At 66.4% G+C, this 14113-nt stretch carries 13 protein-coding genes; 8 read left to right on the top strand and 5 right to left on the bottom strand.

Annotated features, from left to right (window positions below):
* Nucleotides 1-57: 57 nt before the first annotated feature.
* Complete coding sequence (locus OHA40_RS15450; protein WP_330233735.1) at nucleotides 58-552, top strand: DUF4190 domain-containing protein; 495 nt, start codon at nucleotides 58-60, stop codon at nucleotides 550-552.
* Here the strand turns inward: OHA40_RS15450 and OHA40_RS15445 are convergent.
* Nucleotides 515-1045 carry a hypothetical protein gene (locus tag OHA40_RS15445; RefSeq protein WP_330233734.1) on the bottom strand — a complete coding sequence of 177 codons (531 nt, stop codon included), beginning with the start codon at nucleotides 1043-1045 and terminating at the stop codon, nucleotides 515-517. The two genes, OHA40_RS15450 and OHA40_RS15445, sit on opposite strands and share 38 nt — an antisense overlap.
* A gap of 144 nt (nucleotides 1046-1189) precedes the next feature.
* Between OHA40_RS15445 and OHA40_RS15440 the strand changes: the two genes are divergently transcribed.
* From OHA40_RS15440 to OHA40_RS15430, 3 genes are all read left to right on the top strand, one after another.
* A complete protein-coding gene (locus OHA40_RS15440) occupies nucleotides 1190-2041 on the top strand; it encodes a Scr1 family TA system antitoxin-like transcriptional regulator (protein WP_330233733.1) in 852 nt (283 codons plus the stop codon).
* 10 nt (nucleotides 2042-2051) lie between these two features.
* Nucleotides 2052-2426: a DUF397 domain-containing protein gene (locus OHA40_RS15435; protein ID WP_330233732.1), complete on the top strand. Its 375-nt coding sequence runs from the start codon at nucleotides 2052-2054 to the stop codon at nucleotides 2424-2426.
* Between the two features lie 72 nt (nucleotides 2427-2498).
* Nucleotides 2499-4517 (top strand): M13 family metallopeptidase, encoded by a 2019-nt coding sequence (locus OHA40_RS15430; protein ID WP_330233731.1) that lies wholly within the window; start codon nucleotides 2499-2501, stop codon nucleotides 4515-4517.
* Nucleotides 4518-4782: 265 nt separating this feature from the next.
* On the opposite strand, the gene OHA40_RS15425 is transcribed toward OHA40_RS15430, so the two are convergent.
* The 3 genes from OHA40_RS15425 to OHA40_RS15415 form a co-directional block, all read right to left on the bottom strand.
* A complete protein-coding gene (locus OHA40_RS15425) occupies nucleotides 4783-5697 on the bottom strand; it encodes a L,D-transpeptidase (RefSeq protein ID WP_330233730.1) in 915 nt (304 codons plus the stop codon).
* Between the two features lie 278 nt (nucleotides 5698-5975).
* Nucleotides 5976-7355 (bottom strand): cytochrome P450, encoded by a 1380-nt coding sequence (locus tag OHA40_RS15420; RefSeq protein ID WP_330233729.1) that lies wholly within the window; start codon nucleotides 7353-7355, stop codon nucleotides 5976-5978.
* 87 nt (nucleotides 7356-7442) lie between these two features.
* Entirely contained in the window at nucleotides 7443-8720 is a 1278-nt protein-coding gene (locus tag OHA40_RS15415) for a serine hydrolase domain-containing protein (RefSeq protein WP_330234192.1), read from the bottom strand.
* A gap of 238 nt (nucleotides 8721-8958) precedes the next feature.
* On the opposite strand from OHA40_RS15415, the gene lppU reads away from it, so the two are divergent.
* Both lppU and OHA40_RS15405 read left to right on the top strand, forming a co-directional pair.
* The gene (gene lppU, locus OHA40_RS15410) at nucleotides 8959-9585 is read left to right on the top strand and encodes an LppU family putative lipoprotein (protein WP_330233728.1); all 627 of its coding nucleotides are present in this window, start codon (nucleotides 8959-8961) and stop codon (nucleotides 9583-9585) included.
* Nucleotides 9586-9670: 85 nt separating this feature from the next.
* Nucleotides 9671-11122, top strand: a complete 1452-nt coding sequence (locus tag OHA40_RS15405) for an MFS transporter (RefSeq protein WP_330233727.1) — start codon at nucleotides 9671-9673, stop codon at nucleotides 11120-11122.
* A gap of 62 nt (nucleotides 11123-11184) precedes the next feature.
* On the opposite strand, the gene OHA40_RS15400 is transcribed toward OHA40_RS15405, so the two are convergent.
* Nucleotides 11185-11859, bottom strand: coding sequence for a S1 family peptidase (locus OHA40_RS15400; RefSeq protein ID WP_330233726.1), 675 nt, complete (start codon nucleotides 11857-11859; stop codon nucleotides 11185-11187).
* 524 nt (nucleotides 11860-12383) lie between these two features.
* On the opposite strand from OHA40_RS15400, the gene OHA40_RS15395 reads away from it, so the two are divergent.
* A complete protein-coding gene (locus OHA40_RS15395) occupies nucleotides 12384-13238 on the top strand; it encodes an MlaE family ABC transporter permease (RefSeq protein WP_330233725.1) in 855 nt (284 codons plus the stop codon).
* A gap of 4 nt (nucleotides 13239-13242) precedes the next feature.
* Nucleotides 13243-14106, top strand: coding sequence for an ABC transporter permease (locus tag OHA40_RS15390; protein ID WP_330233724.1), 864 nt, complete (start codon nucleotides 13243-13245; stop codon nucleotides 14104-14106).
* Nucleotides 14107-14113: the final 7 nt, after the last annotated feature.

Here is a 14113-nt window from a genome sequence, read left to right as displayed (position 1 = left end):
CTACCGGATCACCTCGTCCGGACCGAGCATCGCGAGGCACCGACGGAGAGGAAGTCCATGTCGCAGTATCCGCCCCCCGGTCAGTACCCGCCGCCGGGTCAATACCCGCCGCCTCCCGGGCAGTATCCCGGCCAGCCCGCGTACTGGCAGGAGTCGCCGAAGGGCAAGGGCCTGGCGATCACCGCGCTGGTGCTCGGCATCATCGGGTTGCTGAGTTTCTGGACGATCGTCGGTGGCTATCTATTCGGCATCTTCGCCGTCATCTTCGGCGTGATCGCTCTGGTCAAAGCCCGCGCGGGCACCTCGGGCGGCACCGGCATGGCGATCGCCGGTCTGTTGCTCGGTGTGCTGAGTCTGGTCGGCGCCGTGCTGCTCACCATCGTGGGTTACAGCTTCTTCGTCGATTCCGGCGGCAGGGACTTCGTGGACTGCCTGAACAAGGCGGGCAGCGATCAGTCCAGGATCGAGCAGTGCGAGCGCGAGTGGAATCAGAAGCTGCAGGATAAGTACAGCGTCACGCTAACTCCGCCGGCCCCGCCGACGCCCCGGTAGCCGCGGCGCACGCCCGGGTCGTGGCGATCACTTCGCCGAACTCGCGGCGGAAGTCACCATCGGGCGCGGCGGCCCAGACCCGGTAGCCGCCGTGCTCGTCCGTGGGCGAGGGCAGCACGAGGTGGCTGCCGGGTAGTGCGATCGAGGCACAGTACCGGAACAGGTCGGCGAACAGTTCGGTGTCCAGGTACGAATTGTCGGTCGGACCCGTCAGGAAGGTCCAGCGGTCGGAGCGCGGATGCGCGATGATCGGCCCCGGCCGGTGCTCGGCTCCCGCGATCAATCGTTCATGCACCCTTCGACCGAAGGCGGTGGGCATCACGACGGCGCCCACCGAGCCGACTTCCAGCATGATGCGTCCCAGTGCCGCGTCCACGACGGCGTACAGCCGGTTGTCCTGGCGGTAGCGACGGCAGCGAGTGAACGCGTCCTGGATCGCAGGCAACTCCGTCGGCGCGAGATGACTGCCTGATTCGGTGCGGGATCTACTCATGACGAACAACCTCGCCTCATTGCGGGTGGATCGCGTGCTCGGAAATCGACCGCTTGCATCGACCCTAGTCCTCGGCAAGTTGCTTGACAATAGTCACGCGCTAGCGCGGTGTCAGAACTCGGCGTGGGCGTAGCATCACCGGACATGGCACCCGTCTCGCCGACCGTTGCCCGCTGGGAGCTGGTGCTTCGCCTTCGTGAGCTGCGCGAACAGCGCGGATTCGACTCGGCGGGGTTCGCCAAGCGGGTCGGGTTCACGCCGGCCAACTGGTCGCATGTGGAGAAGGGCAGACGTGTACTCACCACCAACACCATCGGACCCGTGCTCGAGTTGCTGGAGGTGGAACCCGAGGAACGCGCGGAACTGCTCGCCTTGCTGGAGGCGAGCAAGCAGCGTGGATGGTGGGCGAAGTCGTCGGCGCTGATCGGAACGGAGTTGCAGCGGCTGTACGGAATGGAGTACGGCGCGCAGAGCATCCGCAGCTACGACAGCCTCGTCGTGCCGGGCCTGCTGCAGACCGAGGGTTACGCCCGTGCGTTGATCAGCGCCGACGTGATGATCCGGCCGGTCCAGGTCGAGCAGTTGGTGGCGATTCGGATGCGGCGACAAGAGCGGCTGCGCGGCGCGGACCCGGTCGAGCTGACCGCGGTGTTCGGGGAGGGCACTCTGCTGCAGCAGACCGGCGGGCCGGATGTGCTGCGCGGGCAGTTGAACTACCTGGCCGAGCTGATCGAAGAACTCGACACCGTCGAAGTGCGGGTGATCCCGTTCGCCGCCACCGCGGGCGCCGTACTCGGCGGCTCCAGCTTCCACCTCATCGATTTCGCGGGCGAGCAGCTGCCCACCTTCGGCTGGGTGGAGAGCGCGGTGTTCGGCGGCGCCGTCGAGGACCCGGATCTGGTGCGGGATCTGAGCTTCGCGTACCTGCGCGCCGTGGAGCAGTCCCTCTCACGTACCGAGTCATTGGCCCTGATCAGACGCTATTCCCGCGTGTAAAATCCTGGCCATGGCCACCACCGCACGGCCGGCGAGCACCGGCTGGTTCACATCGACCAGATCGAACAACGGCAATCAATGCGTCGAGGTTCGGTTCGATGGTGATGCGGTGCTCATCCGTGACAGCAAATATCGCCGCAACCCGGCCAACCGCCCCGCCGACGAGCCCATCATCACCGTCACCGTAGCCGAATGGACCGCGTTCCTCGACGTCCTGCGCACCCGCGGGCGATCGAATGGCGAACTGATCGCACACACCGCCGCGAACGGTCACACCAGGTTGCGACACCGCGCAACCACCCTCACCTACACCTCCGAGGAGTGGGACGCCTTCTTGCTCGGCGCACACGATGGCGAATTCGACCGCATCGTCGAGCTCGCCTGATTCCCCCGCTCAGTACCCCCGGCCCGCCGCGGCCGGGGGCCGGCTCTCGCGCGTGTCGGCATACTGGAGATCGTGACTTCCGAGCTGACCCGCCCTTCCGGAATCGATCTGACCCACCTGGACCAGGGCGTGCGGGTGCAGGACGACCTGTTCGCGCACGTCAACGGCAAATGGTTGGCCGCCCACCGGATACCCGCCGACCGCGCCGTGGACGGCGCCTTCCGCGCGCTGTACGACCAAGCCGAACTCGACGTCCAGGCAATCATCCAGAATGCCGCGGCCGCCGACGCCGAGTCGGGCAGCGACGCCCGCAAGATCGGCGATCTGTACTCCAGCTTCATGGACACCGCCGCGGTGGCCGCCGCCGGGCTCGCGCCGATCGCCGCCGAACTCGCCGCGATCGCCGACGTGGGCGACAAGGGGACTTTCGCGACGCTGCTCGGCCGGTTGCAGCGCACCGGCGTGGGCGGCGCGGTAGCCGTCTTCATCGACACCGACGACAAGAACTCCACCCGCTATCTGGCGCACGCCACCCAGTCCGGGATCGGTCTGCCCGACGAGTCCTATTACCGACAAGACGAATTCGCCGAGATCCGCGCGAAATACATCGCGCACATCAACCGCGTGTTCGCCCTGGCCGCCGCCGACTCGCAGGTCGCGGGGCTGCTGCCTGCCGAACTCGACACGGTCGGACAGCGCGTCTTCGCTCTCGAGCAGAAGCTGGCGGCCGGGCATTGGGACGTGGTGCGCCGTCGCGACGCCGAGCTCAGGTACAACCTGACCACCTTCGCGGCGTTGACCGCGGACAATCCCGAATTCGACTGGACCGCATGGAGTTCCGCGCTGACCGAGGGAGTCGACGGCAACGGTTCCGCTCTGTTCGCCGAGTTGGTGGTCTACCAGCCGGACTACCTGCGCACGTTCGCGCAGGTCTGGGCGGCCGAGCCACTCGCGGACTGGCAGGCGTGGGCGGCGTGGCGGGTGCTGCGGGCGCGCGCACCGTATCTGACCGATGCCCTGGTCGAGGAGAATTTCGATTTCTACGGTCGCACCCTGACCGGCGCCGAGGAGAACCGGGAGCGCTGGAAGCGCGGTGTCGCGCTGGTGCAAGATCTGCTCGGTGAGGCGGTCGGCAAGCTGTATGTCGCCGAACACTTTCCGCCGCAGGCGAAGGCGCGGATGGTCGAGTTGGTGGCCAACCTGCAAGAGGCGTATCGCCGCAACATCGCCGAACTGGAGTGGATGGGTCCGGACACCAGGTCGGCCGCGTTGGCCAAGCTGGAGAAGTTCACCCCGAAGATCGGTTATCCGGACAAGTGGCGGGACTACTCGGCCGTGGCGATCGATCCGGCCGACCTGGTCGGCAACTACCGCAACGGCTATGCCGCCGAACACGATCGGGATCTGAACAAGCTCGGTGGCGCGGTCGATCGTGGCGAGTGGTTCATGACGCCGCAGACGGTCAACGCCTACTACAACCCGGGCATGAACGAGATCGTCTTCCCCGCCGCGATCCTGCAGCCGCCGTTCTTCGACATGAACGCCGACGACGCGGCCAACTACGGCGGCATCGGCGCCGTGATCGGTCACGAGATCGGCCACGGCTTCGACGACCAAGGCGCGAAGTACGACGGTGACGGCAACATGATCGACTGGTGGACCGACGAGGATCGCACCGAATTCGGCAAGCGGACAAAGGCATTGATCGATCAGTACAACGTGCTCTCGCCCAAGGACCTGCCGGACGAACACACCGTCAACGGGGAGTTCACGATCGGGGAGAACATCGGCGATCTCGGCGGCCTGTCCATCGCGTTGGAGGCGTACAAGATCTCGCTGAGCGGAGTCGAAGCCCCGGAGCTCGATGGCCTCACCGGTTTGCAGCGGGTGTTCTACGGCTGGGCACAGGTGTGGCGCACCAAGGCCCGTTCGGAGGAGGCCATCCGCCGCCTCGCCATCGACCCACACTCGCCACCGGAGTTCCGCTGCAACGCCGTGGTACGCAACATCGACAGCTTCCACGAAGCATTCGACGTCGAACCCGGCCACGCGCTGTACCTGGAACCCGCTGAGCGCGTAAAGATCTGGTGATTCCCGGGCTGAGGCGGTCCCACAGAGGGGCTGCCTCAGCCCCGCCGGCTTCCGCTGATGATCCATGCGTCGGAGAAGAAAGACGCCTCATCCGGCGCGACGCCACAACTGATTTCGCGCGCACATGGGTAACTCGCCGGGCACGCCCAGAACCCGAGCGGCACCCGACGCAGGACCTGAACGCGGATCCCGCGTCACCTGACTTGTACGGCCTGAAGTTCGGAGAGGCGGAGGAGCCTGAAGTTTCGGAGAGGCGGGCGAGCTCTCAGTTCCAGTCGCCCAGGCCGTCGCTGGCGCTGAGGGTGCCGCCCTGGGTGTTCTGCACGATCACCGGATCGCCGCGGCGCACGTTCTCGAAGAACCACTTGGCATTCTCGGTGCTGACATTCAGGCAGCCGTGGCTGGCGTTGGACACGCCCTGCTGGGCGACCGACCACGGAGCCGCGTGCACGAAGATGCCGCTGTTGGAGATGCGGGTCGCATACTCGACCTCGAGCTTGTACCCCTCGGGGTCGGTGATCGGCACACCGTAGGTGGACGAGTCCATGATCATCTTGCGCTGCTGCTCGCCGACGATGTAGGTGCCGTTCGGGGTCTCGTGCTTGGGCTTGCCCATCGAGGTCGGCATTTCCATCACCACCTCGCCGTTGCGGGTGATGGTGATGGTGTGGGTGTCGTCGTCGGCGGTGGTGACGAACGCGTCGCCGATCCGGAACGAGCTGGTGGTGCCGCCCGCTTGGACCTGCACGTCGGAGTTGTCCGGCCAGAACTCGTCCGGCCGCCAGCGCACCTGCCTGTCGCCGCGCCAGTAGAAGTGGCCGGGGGTCGGCTTCGACGACGTGATCTTGATGGCCTGCTCGGCGGTGGCGTGATCGGTCACCGGTTCCTGGAAGGTGATGATGATCGGCTGCGCGACTCCGACGACCTCGCCATCGGCGATGTTGATCGAGGGTGGGGCGAAGTTCGCCTGCGGCGCCGGATCGGTGGCCGAGGCGGCGGAGCCCGTTCCGATACCCGGAATCGGTTCGGCCTGCGCAGGCGCGACGAGCAGGACACCGGCCGCCGCGATCGCGGCGGACAGCAGGACGCCCTCGCGCAACCGGCGGGTTAGCCGAGCTCCCTTGCGGTGCGCAGGCAACGACCCGGTGTGCAAAGCGGCATGCATAGGTTTCTCGTCCATTCCATCTCTCGTACGCGCGTGTACGAGATCGTTCATTCGGCGCGGAGCCAGAAGAGCGCCCCATGGGTATTGACGGCCCGACCCGTCGTCCTTCCTACCGTCCCGGCACCCGTCGAAGCCACCTGCGTTTCAGAGTGATTCAGTCAGCGCGCTAAATGTGTCATGCATCACAACATCTTCCAATGGGTATCGGTCTGATGAACTTCCCGGTCAACCCGGATCGACCGGCATCGGGCCGTCTCCGACCCAGGGCAGGAGGGCGGTCCGGCGCAAACTTCTTAGTGAGGAACATCACTTACGACGTCGAACCAGATCGGGCGATGTGGACCGGTCGCGATGTTGTGTGGCACCGAGAGCGGGACGTGTCCGCGCGCGTAGCGTGGTGCGAGCCGCAGGTGCTTCTGTCCGAGAATGGTGGCAAGCGCGATCCGTAATTCGTAGTCCGCGAGTGCGGCGCCAACGCAGCGCCGGTGCCCGCCGCCGAACGGAGCGAACTCGAACGGCCGGTAGCGGCGTTCGATGAAGCGGCCCGGCTCGAAGCGCCGGGCGTCGGACCACGTGTCCGGGTCGGAGTGCAGCAATGGCACCGCGATCCCCATGGTGTCGCCGGGTGCGAGCGCAACTCCGCGCAGCGTGTACGACTCGGTGAGCCGTCGCACGACGATCGGGACCGGCGGGTGCAGGCGCAACGTCTCCTGACAGACGGCGTCCAGGTAGGGCAGCCCGGCCAGCTCCGTCGGGCTCGCGTCGGGACCGGCGTCACGCAACTCCGCGCGCAGCCGCGCCAGCGGCCCCGGTGCTCGATGCAGCCGGAACAGCGCCCACACCAGGGCGGTCGCCGTGGTCTCGTGCCCGGCGACCAACAGGGTGCGTACTTGATCGCACAGTTCGTCGTCGGTGCTCGCGGCAGCGTCGACGTCAGCATCGGACAGCAGGATGCCGAGCACATCCGTCGGCTGGGTGCCCACGGACCGGCGCCGATGTGCGATATCGGCGCGGATCAGCGTGTCCAGCCGCGCGCGGGCGGCGTGAAATCGGTCCCATGGGCTGTGTCCGAGCACTCCGTGCCGCAGTGCGGGAACCAGCATCAGCGGCCCGGAGAACGCGGTGAGGAAGTCCGTGACCGCGGCGGTGTACTCCGCCCGCCGCTGCGCGTTGTCCGCTCCGAACACCACCGTCGAGATCACCCGCAGCGTGAGGGCCCGTGCGGCCGCTCGTGCGTCGACGCGCGCGCCCGCCACCCAAGCCCGGCCGCTCTCCCCGGACATCTCCCGCACGGTGGCGTCGCGGATGAGCTCGCCGTAGGCACGAATTCGCACGCTGTGGAACGCCGGCGTGAGCAGCGCCCGGTCGCGCCGGTGGCGCTCGCCCGAAGCCAGGATCAGCGACGCGGCGCCGACCATCGGTTCGATCGGATTCGGACGTGGCGGCTGCGTGCACTCCACCGGAGCGCGGAACATTTCGCGTGCACCGACAGCCGTCCCGGTGAAGAGCGCGGCACCGAAGCCGGGGAAACGAACATAGAACGGGTCGCCCTCGCGCGCTCGGCGCCACCGGAAGTATCGGTCGAAATCGATGCCCGCGGCCAGCGCGTGCAGAGCGGTCCAGCGCGGCGCGCGTGGCCCGGCGCTGTCCTCACTTGCGCAGGTTGGAGGCATACCGACGGCCATACCCAGAAACACGAACTCCGCACCGGACGGGTTCGACTCGCGTGATCGTCCAGGGCGGCCGCCCCGCGGCTTCGGCTACCGTTCGACGTGCTTGTCCTTGCGGACCGTGGCCTGCGCCGTCGCCGCCAGCCGGGCGAGTCTGGCGTCACCGAGGGCGGTCAGCATGCTGCCGATCCCATTGGTCACGAATGCGATCGACATGCCGAGATCCGGATCGGCGTACGCGCCCGAGCCGCCCATGCCGTAGTGGCCGAATGCGTTCCGTGGCTGCTGCTTGGCCATCAGCACCGGGCGGTGATAGCCGAGCGTGAAGCGGATCGGCACGCCGAGCACGTAGTCGCGGCTCCGGGTCGTCTGGACCTGGCTGATCGTCGCGATCGTCTCCGGAGCCAGGAACCGCACGAGGTGCTCCGGCGCGTCCGTACTGATGCCGCGCATGCGCCGCTCGGGGTAGACCACACCGCCGTTGGCCAGCGCGCCGTACATCCGTGCCAGCGCACGTGCCGAGAAAACTCCGTTCCAGCCGGGCATTACCGCGTCGTGCACCCGGGGGTCGCGGACCAGTTCGTCGAAGCTCTCCGGCATGCCCGCCTCGGCGAGCCCGCGCACGGGCCGCACCCAGGACATCACCGAGGAGGCGGCGTTCCAGCGGATTCCCGGCGGACCGAGCGGCCGGAGGATCTTGGCGATCCGATGCCGTTCGGATTCCGGCACCTGGAACCAGTACTCCTCGGGCCCGAGCGGCTCGGCGATCTCGGTGCGCACCAAGTCGGTGAACGACGTGCCGCTCGCCCGCTGCACGATCTCGGCGACCAGCCAGCCGAAGGTGATCGCGTGATAGCCGGAGGTGCGGATGCGGCGCGGATCCGGCGGGCTGTCGGCGAGCGCGCGAATGACGGCGTCGTAGTTCAGGATGCCCTCGCGGCCGGGGACCAAGCCGCGCACCCGATGCAGGCCCGCTCGGTGCGAGAGCACGTCGCGCACCGTGATCTCGTCCTTGCCGTGCGCGGCGAACTCCGGCCAATACTCGGCGACCGGCGTGTCGTAGCCGATCAGGCCGCGTTCGGCGAGTCGATGCACCACGGTCGATGCCACGCCCTTGCCGGTGGAGAAGGTCAGTACGACGGTCTGGCTGTCCCAGCGGCGCTCCTTGTCCGCCCAGCCGGCCCAGATATCGACGACCGGTCTGCCATCCAGGTAGACCGCGAGCGCACCGCCACCGCGGGCGGGCTGGGCGAACATGCCGAAGAACTGATCGGCCAGCCGGATGAATCGCGGGTCGACCAGCATCTCGCGCGGTGGCGCCGGCTGCTTGCCCGCCGCGTCGGCGGGCTCGAACGCGTCCGCCGCCATTGCCGAAACCATGGGGTCACCTCCTGACCACCGTTAGTCGCGCTGGTCAACCAGGGTAACTCGCGGAGTCGGTCTGCCAGTGCCCAAAAGGCGTGGTCAGTCCGGCGACTTCGGTTTCGGCTCGACGCGCGCTCGGTCAATGGTGTATTCATGGCGTGGTATTTCAAGCACAGCCATGGCAACTTCGGATTCTTACGGGGGTGTGAGTTCGGAGCGTTACAGCTCGGGAGGACTGTACGTGTCTCGTCAACCCACCTCGGGTCGTCTCGCCTTCGCCGGACTCGTGATCGCGGCTGGTCTGTCGCTGATCGGGTGCAGCTCCACCATCAGCGGCACCGCGCAGCCCGCGGTGGACAACGGGACGATCGACGCGGTCTCGGTGACCAATACGCCGAAGCCATCCTCGGGCAGGCCCACTCCGAGCAGCGGCAAGCCGTCGCCGACCAAGTCCGGCGGCGACACCGACTTCCAGGCCGAAGTCGGTGACTGCGTGACACTGGGCGGCACCACGACCAACGCGACCATCGAAAAGGCGTCGTGCGGTAGCCGTACGTCGAACTACAAGGTGATCGAGAAGAAGTCGAAGAGCTCGCAGTGCGTCAGCGACGCCGACAACTACTACGCCGAGACCGTCAACGGCATCGAGCAGGGCGCGCTGTGCCTGGATATCGACTGGGTGGTCGGCGGCTGTATGGACGTCGGCGGCGATGATCCCAAGCGCATCGACTGCACCGGTTCGACCCCGGCGAAGGGCGTGAAGGTGGTCAAGATCCAGCAGGGCGCCGACGACGTCAGTGTCTGCGGCAGCGGCACCGGGTACGTCTACGACAAACGCCGCTTCGTCGTCTGCGTTCAGGAGCTCTGACCCGGGCTCACGGGCCGCGCACTGCGGGGCGCGGTCCGTACGTCTTTCTCGCCGCTGACCGGCGGCCTGCCGCTAGGTTGTGGTGGTGAGCACCACCGAGCTTCCCCGGCTGCAGTCGAGCACAGGTCGCTGGATTCTGCTGGCCACCATCCTCGGGTCATCGGTGGCCTCGCTCGACGCGACGGTCGTCAACATCGCGCTGCCGCGGATCGGCGAATCGCTGGATACCGACGTCGCCGGGCTGCAGTGGACACTGAACGGCTACACGCTGACCCTCGCCTCGTTCATCCTGCTCGGCGGCTCGTTGGGCGACAAGCTGGGCAGGCGCAGGGTCTTCGTCTGGGGGACCGTCGCCTTCGCGATCTCATCCGTACTGTGTGGCGCCGCGACGAACATCGAGATGCTGGTGGCCGCCCGGATCCTGCAGGGCGTGGCGGGCGCGATGCTCACGCCGGGCAGCCTCGCTTTGATCTCCTCGTCGATCGATCAGCGCGACCAGGGCGCGGCGATCGGGCTGTGGTCGGGCTTCGGCGGCGTGGCGGGCGCGCTGGGACCGTTCCTCGGTGGCTGGCTGATCGAGATGGCGGGCTGGCGGTCCATCTTCTTCCTGAACGTTCCGCTGACCCTGGTCGTCGTGCTCGTCGCGGTGCGCCACGTGCCGGAGAGCCGCGACCCGAACGCGGCGACCGAACTCGATCTACCGGGCGCGCTGGTGGTCGCGCTCGGTCTCGGCGCGCTGACGCTAGGGCTGATCGACACCGTTCCGCTGCTCATCGCCGGCGGTGTCGCGTTGCTGGCGGCCTTCGTCGCGATCGAGCTGCGCAGCGACCACCCGTTGGTGCCGCCCTCGCTGTTCCGTTCCCGGGTCTTCACCGCGGCAAATCTGGTGACGCTCGCGGTCTATGCCGCCCTCGGCGGCGTGTTCTTCTTGTTGGTGCTGGAATTGCAGCTGGTGGCGGGATACTCGCCGCTGATGTCCGGTCTGGCGACCGTGCCGGTCACCCTGATCATGCTGACGCTCTCGGCTCCGGCCGGGCGTTGGGCGCAGGTGCACGGGCCACGCATTCCGATGACCGCCGGACCACTGCTCGCGGCGGCGGGCTTGGTGCTCTTGCTGCGCATCGGTCCCGATACCACGTATCTGACCGACGTGCTGCCGGGCGTGCTCGTTTTCGGGCTGGGGCTCGCGGTCCTCGTCGCCCCGCTCACCGGCGCGGTGCTCGGTGCGGTGCCCAGCAGCGAGGCCGGCATCGCCTCCGGGGTGAACAACGCTGTCGCGCGCACGGCGCAACTGCTCGCTGTGGCGGCGCTGCCCGGGCTCGCGGGCATCTCTGGTGCATTGGGCGACCCGGACGCGTTCGACGACGGCTTCGGCACCGCGATGTGGCTGTGCGCCGGCTTGCTGGCGACCGGCGCGGTGCTCGCCGCCGTCCTACTGCGTCCCGAGCGGCGCGTGCCCGTCATGGACAATGTCGACTGCATGCCGCAATGCGGGGTGGCCGGCCCGGCGCTCGCACCGGCCCGAGGCGAAAAATGAGCGGCCCGAACGGATCGCTCTCCGTTCGGGCCGCTCATCGCTTGGATCGGGTAACCGGTCGATCAGATCGGGAGGTAACCCGCGCCGAGACCGCCGCGCGCGTTGAGGTCACCCATGATCGCGCTCATGTTCGTGCCGACCTCCGGTCCGAAGCAGGCCATGGCCAGATAGGCGTTCACCATGCCGACCAGCGTGGTGCCGACGACGACCGGCGCGCCGGAGTCGCCTTCCACCACGCACATCTGACTCCAGGTCTCGACGTTCGTCCGGAACACGTCACCCCAGGCGATACCGCAGGTGTTGCCGGTGGTCCGACCTTCCTTGCAGACGATCTGTGGGAAGGTCGCAGGTCCGCCGATCCCGGTGATCGTGACATTGCCGATGCGGTTCACCGGGGTGATCTTGCCCGGCTCGAACTGAATGACGGCGTAATCCAGGTCGTGGTTGGAGTAGACGAACTTGCCGATCACGCCTGCGTCCCGGTCGGATTCGGCGTAGACCTGCGAGCCGGGATCGCCGCAGTGCCCAGCGGTCAGTCCGACCAGACGGCCCGCGTTGTCATGGCCGACTGTGGTGATCGTGCATTCGAATTGGTTGTCGATGATGATCCCGGATCCACCGCCCACGACCGGCGGGCCCGGTTGGGCGTTTGCGGCCCCTGCGCCCGTGCCGAGCAGCGCCGCGCCAAGGGCGACGGCGAAGGCGGCGTTGGCCACCTTGGCGAGTTTGCTGAACATGTCCCTCCAGACGTCGGAAGCCCGCACGATATCAATCTGTCGCACCCATCGTGTCAGTAATCGACCTCGGGCGCGTCACCCACTACGGGTTGTCCCCACTGCGATGTGCTTCAACCCTATTTCGTACACAACAGTTGTAATGTATCTTACGCGCACAATAGCGATCTGCTATTGCAATTGTGAAAATCCGATGATCGTTTGTCTCCGAGTGGTATCGACGGCCGGGTGTGTTCGTCTTCGGAATCAAATGAGATTTTTGATGAATTTTCCTCATATTAATTCGCCGCATCGACCGGCATAGGCCGGGGATTCGCGCAGGTGGGTTGTCACTTGTTCCAGAGATCAGCGCGGTGGTACTGGGCCGTATCCCAATGTTCCCGGCCTCTGCCATTGCTTTTGTCAACGGTGAGCGACATCTATGACAGCAGTCACAAGTCGGTGGTGTGTTCTGCACTACTCCGTAGTAAGGTGCGTCAAGCAAACGAGTCGTCGGGGCAGCCAACCGGCGTCGAGGAGGGTAGCCAGTGCAGTCGACCGAGAGTCCACCCCGAGAGTCACGGTTCAGTGATGCGGTCGATTGGACGAAGTCGTACTGGCAAGACCATCCGAAGCGTTCGCTGGAAACCTTCGGTCGTCAGATCACCATGGGATTTGCGGCGGTTGCCGAACTGTTCATCGCGATTTTCCGCAGACGTTTCCCCTTCGGGGAGTTCATCCGGCAGTGCGGTTTCATGGCCAGTGTCTCCGCGGCGCCGACGTTGCTGGTCGCCATCCCGATCGGCGTCATCGTCTCCATTCAGGTCGGTTCGGTCGCCGGTCAGGTCGGCGCCACCTCGTTCATCGGCGCTGCCAACGGTCTCGGCATCATCCAGCAGGGCGCCCCGCTGGTCACCTCACTGATGATCGCGGGCGCCGTCGGCTCCGCGGTCTGCGCCGATCTCGGCTCCCGCACCATCCGCGAGGAGATCGACGCCATGAAGGTGATGGGCGTCGACCCGATGCGCAGACTGGTCGCGCCACGCCTCGGCGCCGCGATGCTGGTCAGCGTGCTGCTGTGCGGCTTCGTGGTCTTCGTCGGTTTCTTGACCGGCTACATCTTCAATATCTTCGCGCAGAACGGCACGCCGGGTTCCTACGTCGGCACCTTCTCGTCGTTCGCGGTTACCACCGATCTGCTCGTCGCACTGGGCAAATCACTGATTTTCGGACTGCTGGCCGCAATCATCGCCTGCGATACCGGATTGAACACTCGAGGTGGTCCCGGCGGTGTCGCGAACTCGGTGAATTCCGCGGTGGTGAGTTCCGCCATCATGCTGTTCGGAGTGAACCTCATCATCACCCAGGTTTACAACGCACTATTCCCGTCACAGGTGGTCTGAGCCGGTGTCATCAACCTATGTACCTCCGCTGCTGCGGCCCTTCCAGACACTCCGGAAATCCGCTCAGGCGCCGGTAGATCTGCTCGCCAGGCTCGGCCATCAGGTGTTCTTCCTGCTGCGTTCGATCGGCTCGATTCCGCTGGCACTCAAGCACTACCCCAAGGAAGTCTGGCGGCTGCTTTCCGACGTCACCTGGGGCAACGGCAATCTCGTCGTCGGTGGCGGCACCATCGGCGTCGTCATCATCCTGAGCGCCTTCGGTGGCATGACCGTCGGCATCCAGGGCTACAACTCATTGAACCTGCTCGGACTGAGCCCGATCACCGGCGCCATCTCGGCTTTCGCGACAACCCGCGAACTCGGACCGTTGCTCGCGACGCTGGCTTTCGCCGCCCAGGCGGGCTGCCGGTTCACCGCGCAGCTGGGCGCCATGCGCATCTCCGAGGAAATCGACGCGCTGGAGTCCATCGCCATCCGGCCGCTGCCCTATCTGATCAGCACCAGGATGTTCGCGGCGATGGTGGCCATCATCCCGCTGTACTGCCTGGGTCTGGCCATGGCCTACATCTCCTGCGCGGTGACCGTGCAGCTGATCGGCGGCACCGCCGCAGGCACCTACCAGCACTACTTCTATCAGTTCCTGATCCCGATCGACGTGATCTACTCGCTGATCAAGGCGATCCTGTTCGTCGCGATCACCACGTTCATCCAGTGCTACTACGGTTTCTTCGCCTCCGGTGGTCCGGAGGGTGTCGGCGTGGCCGCCGGCCGGGCGATCAAGGTGAGCATCATCGCGGTCGTCTTCGCGAACCTGTTCATGACATTGGCGATCTGGGGTGTCAACCCCGGCATCCGAATCTCGGGGTAAACAGCAG

The organism is Nocardia sp. NBC_00508 (assembly GCF_036346875.1).
Classification (GTDB): Bacteria; Actinomycetota; Actinomycetes; order Mycobacteriales; family Mycobacteriaceae; genus Nocardia.
Note: the sequence above shows the minus strand (reverse complement) of the source record. Positions and strands in the feature narration are given on the sequence as shown.

Excerpts from the sequence above, each read along its gene's own strand:
- OHA40_RS15440 (WP_330233733.1), top strand. The coding sequence starts at position 1,190 with ATGGCACCCGTCTCGCCGACCGTTGCCCGCTGGGAGCTGGTGCTTCGC.
- OHA40_RS15420 (WP_330233729.1), bottom strand. The coding sequence starts at position 7,355 with ATGCCTCCAACCTGCGCAAGTGAGGACAGCGCCGGGCCACGCGCGCCG.
- OHA40_RS15415 (WP_330234192.1), bottom strand. The coding sequence starts at position 8,720 with ATGGCGGCGGACGCGTTCGAGCCCGCCGACGCGGCGGGCAAGCAGCCG.
- OHA40_RS15435 (WP_330233732.1), top strand. The coding sequence starts at position 2,052 with ATGGCCACCACCGCACGGCCGGCGAGCACCGGCTGGTTCACATCGACC.
- OHA40_RS15400 (WP_330233726.1), bottom strand. The coding sequence starts at position 11,859 with ATGTTCAGCAAACTCGCCAAGGTGGCCAACGCCGCCTTCGCCGTCGCC.
- OHA40_RS15450 (WP_330233735.1), top strand. The coding sequence starts at position 58 with ATGTCGCAGTATCCGCCCCCCGGTCAGTACCCGCCGCCGGGTCAATAC.
- OHA40_RS15425 (WP_330233730.1), bottom strand. The coding sequence starts at position 5,697 with ATGGACGAGAAACCTATGCATGCCGCTTTGCACACCGGGTCGTTGCCT.
- OHA40_RS15445 (WP_330233734.1), bottom strand. The coding sequence starts at position 1,045 with ATGAGTAGATCCCGCACCGAATCAGGCAGTCATCTCGCGCCGACGGAG.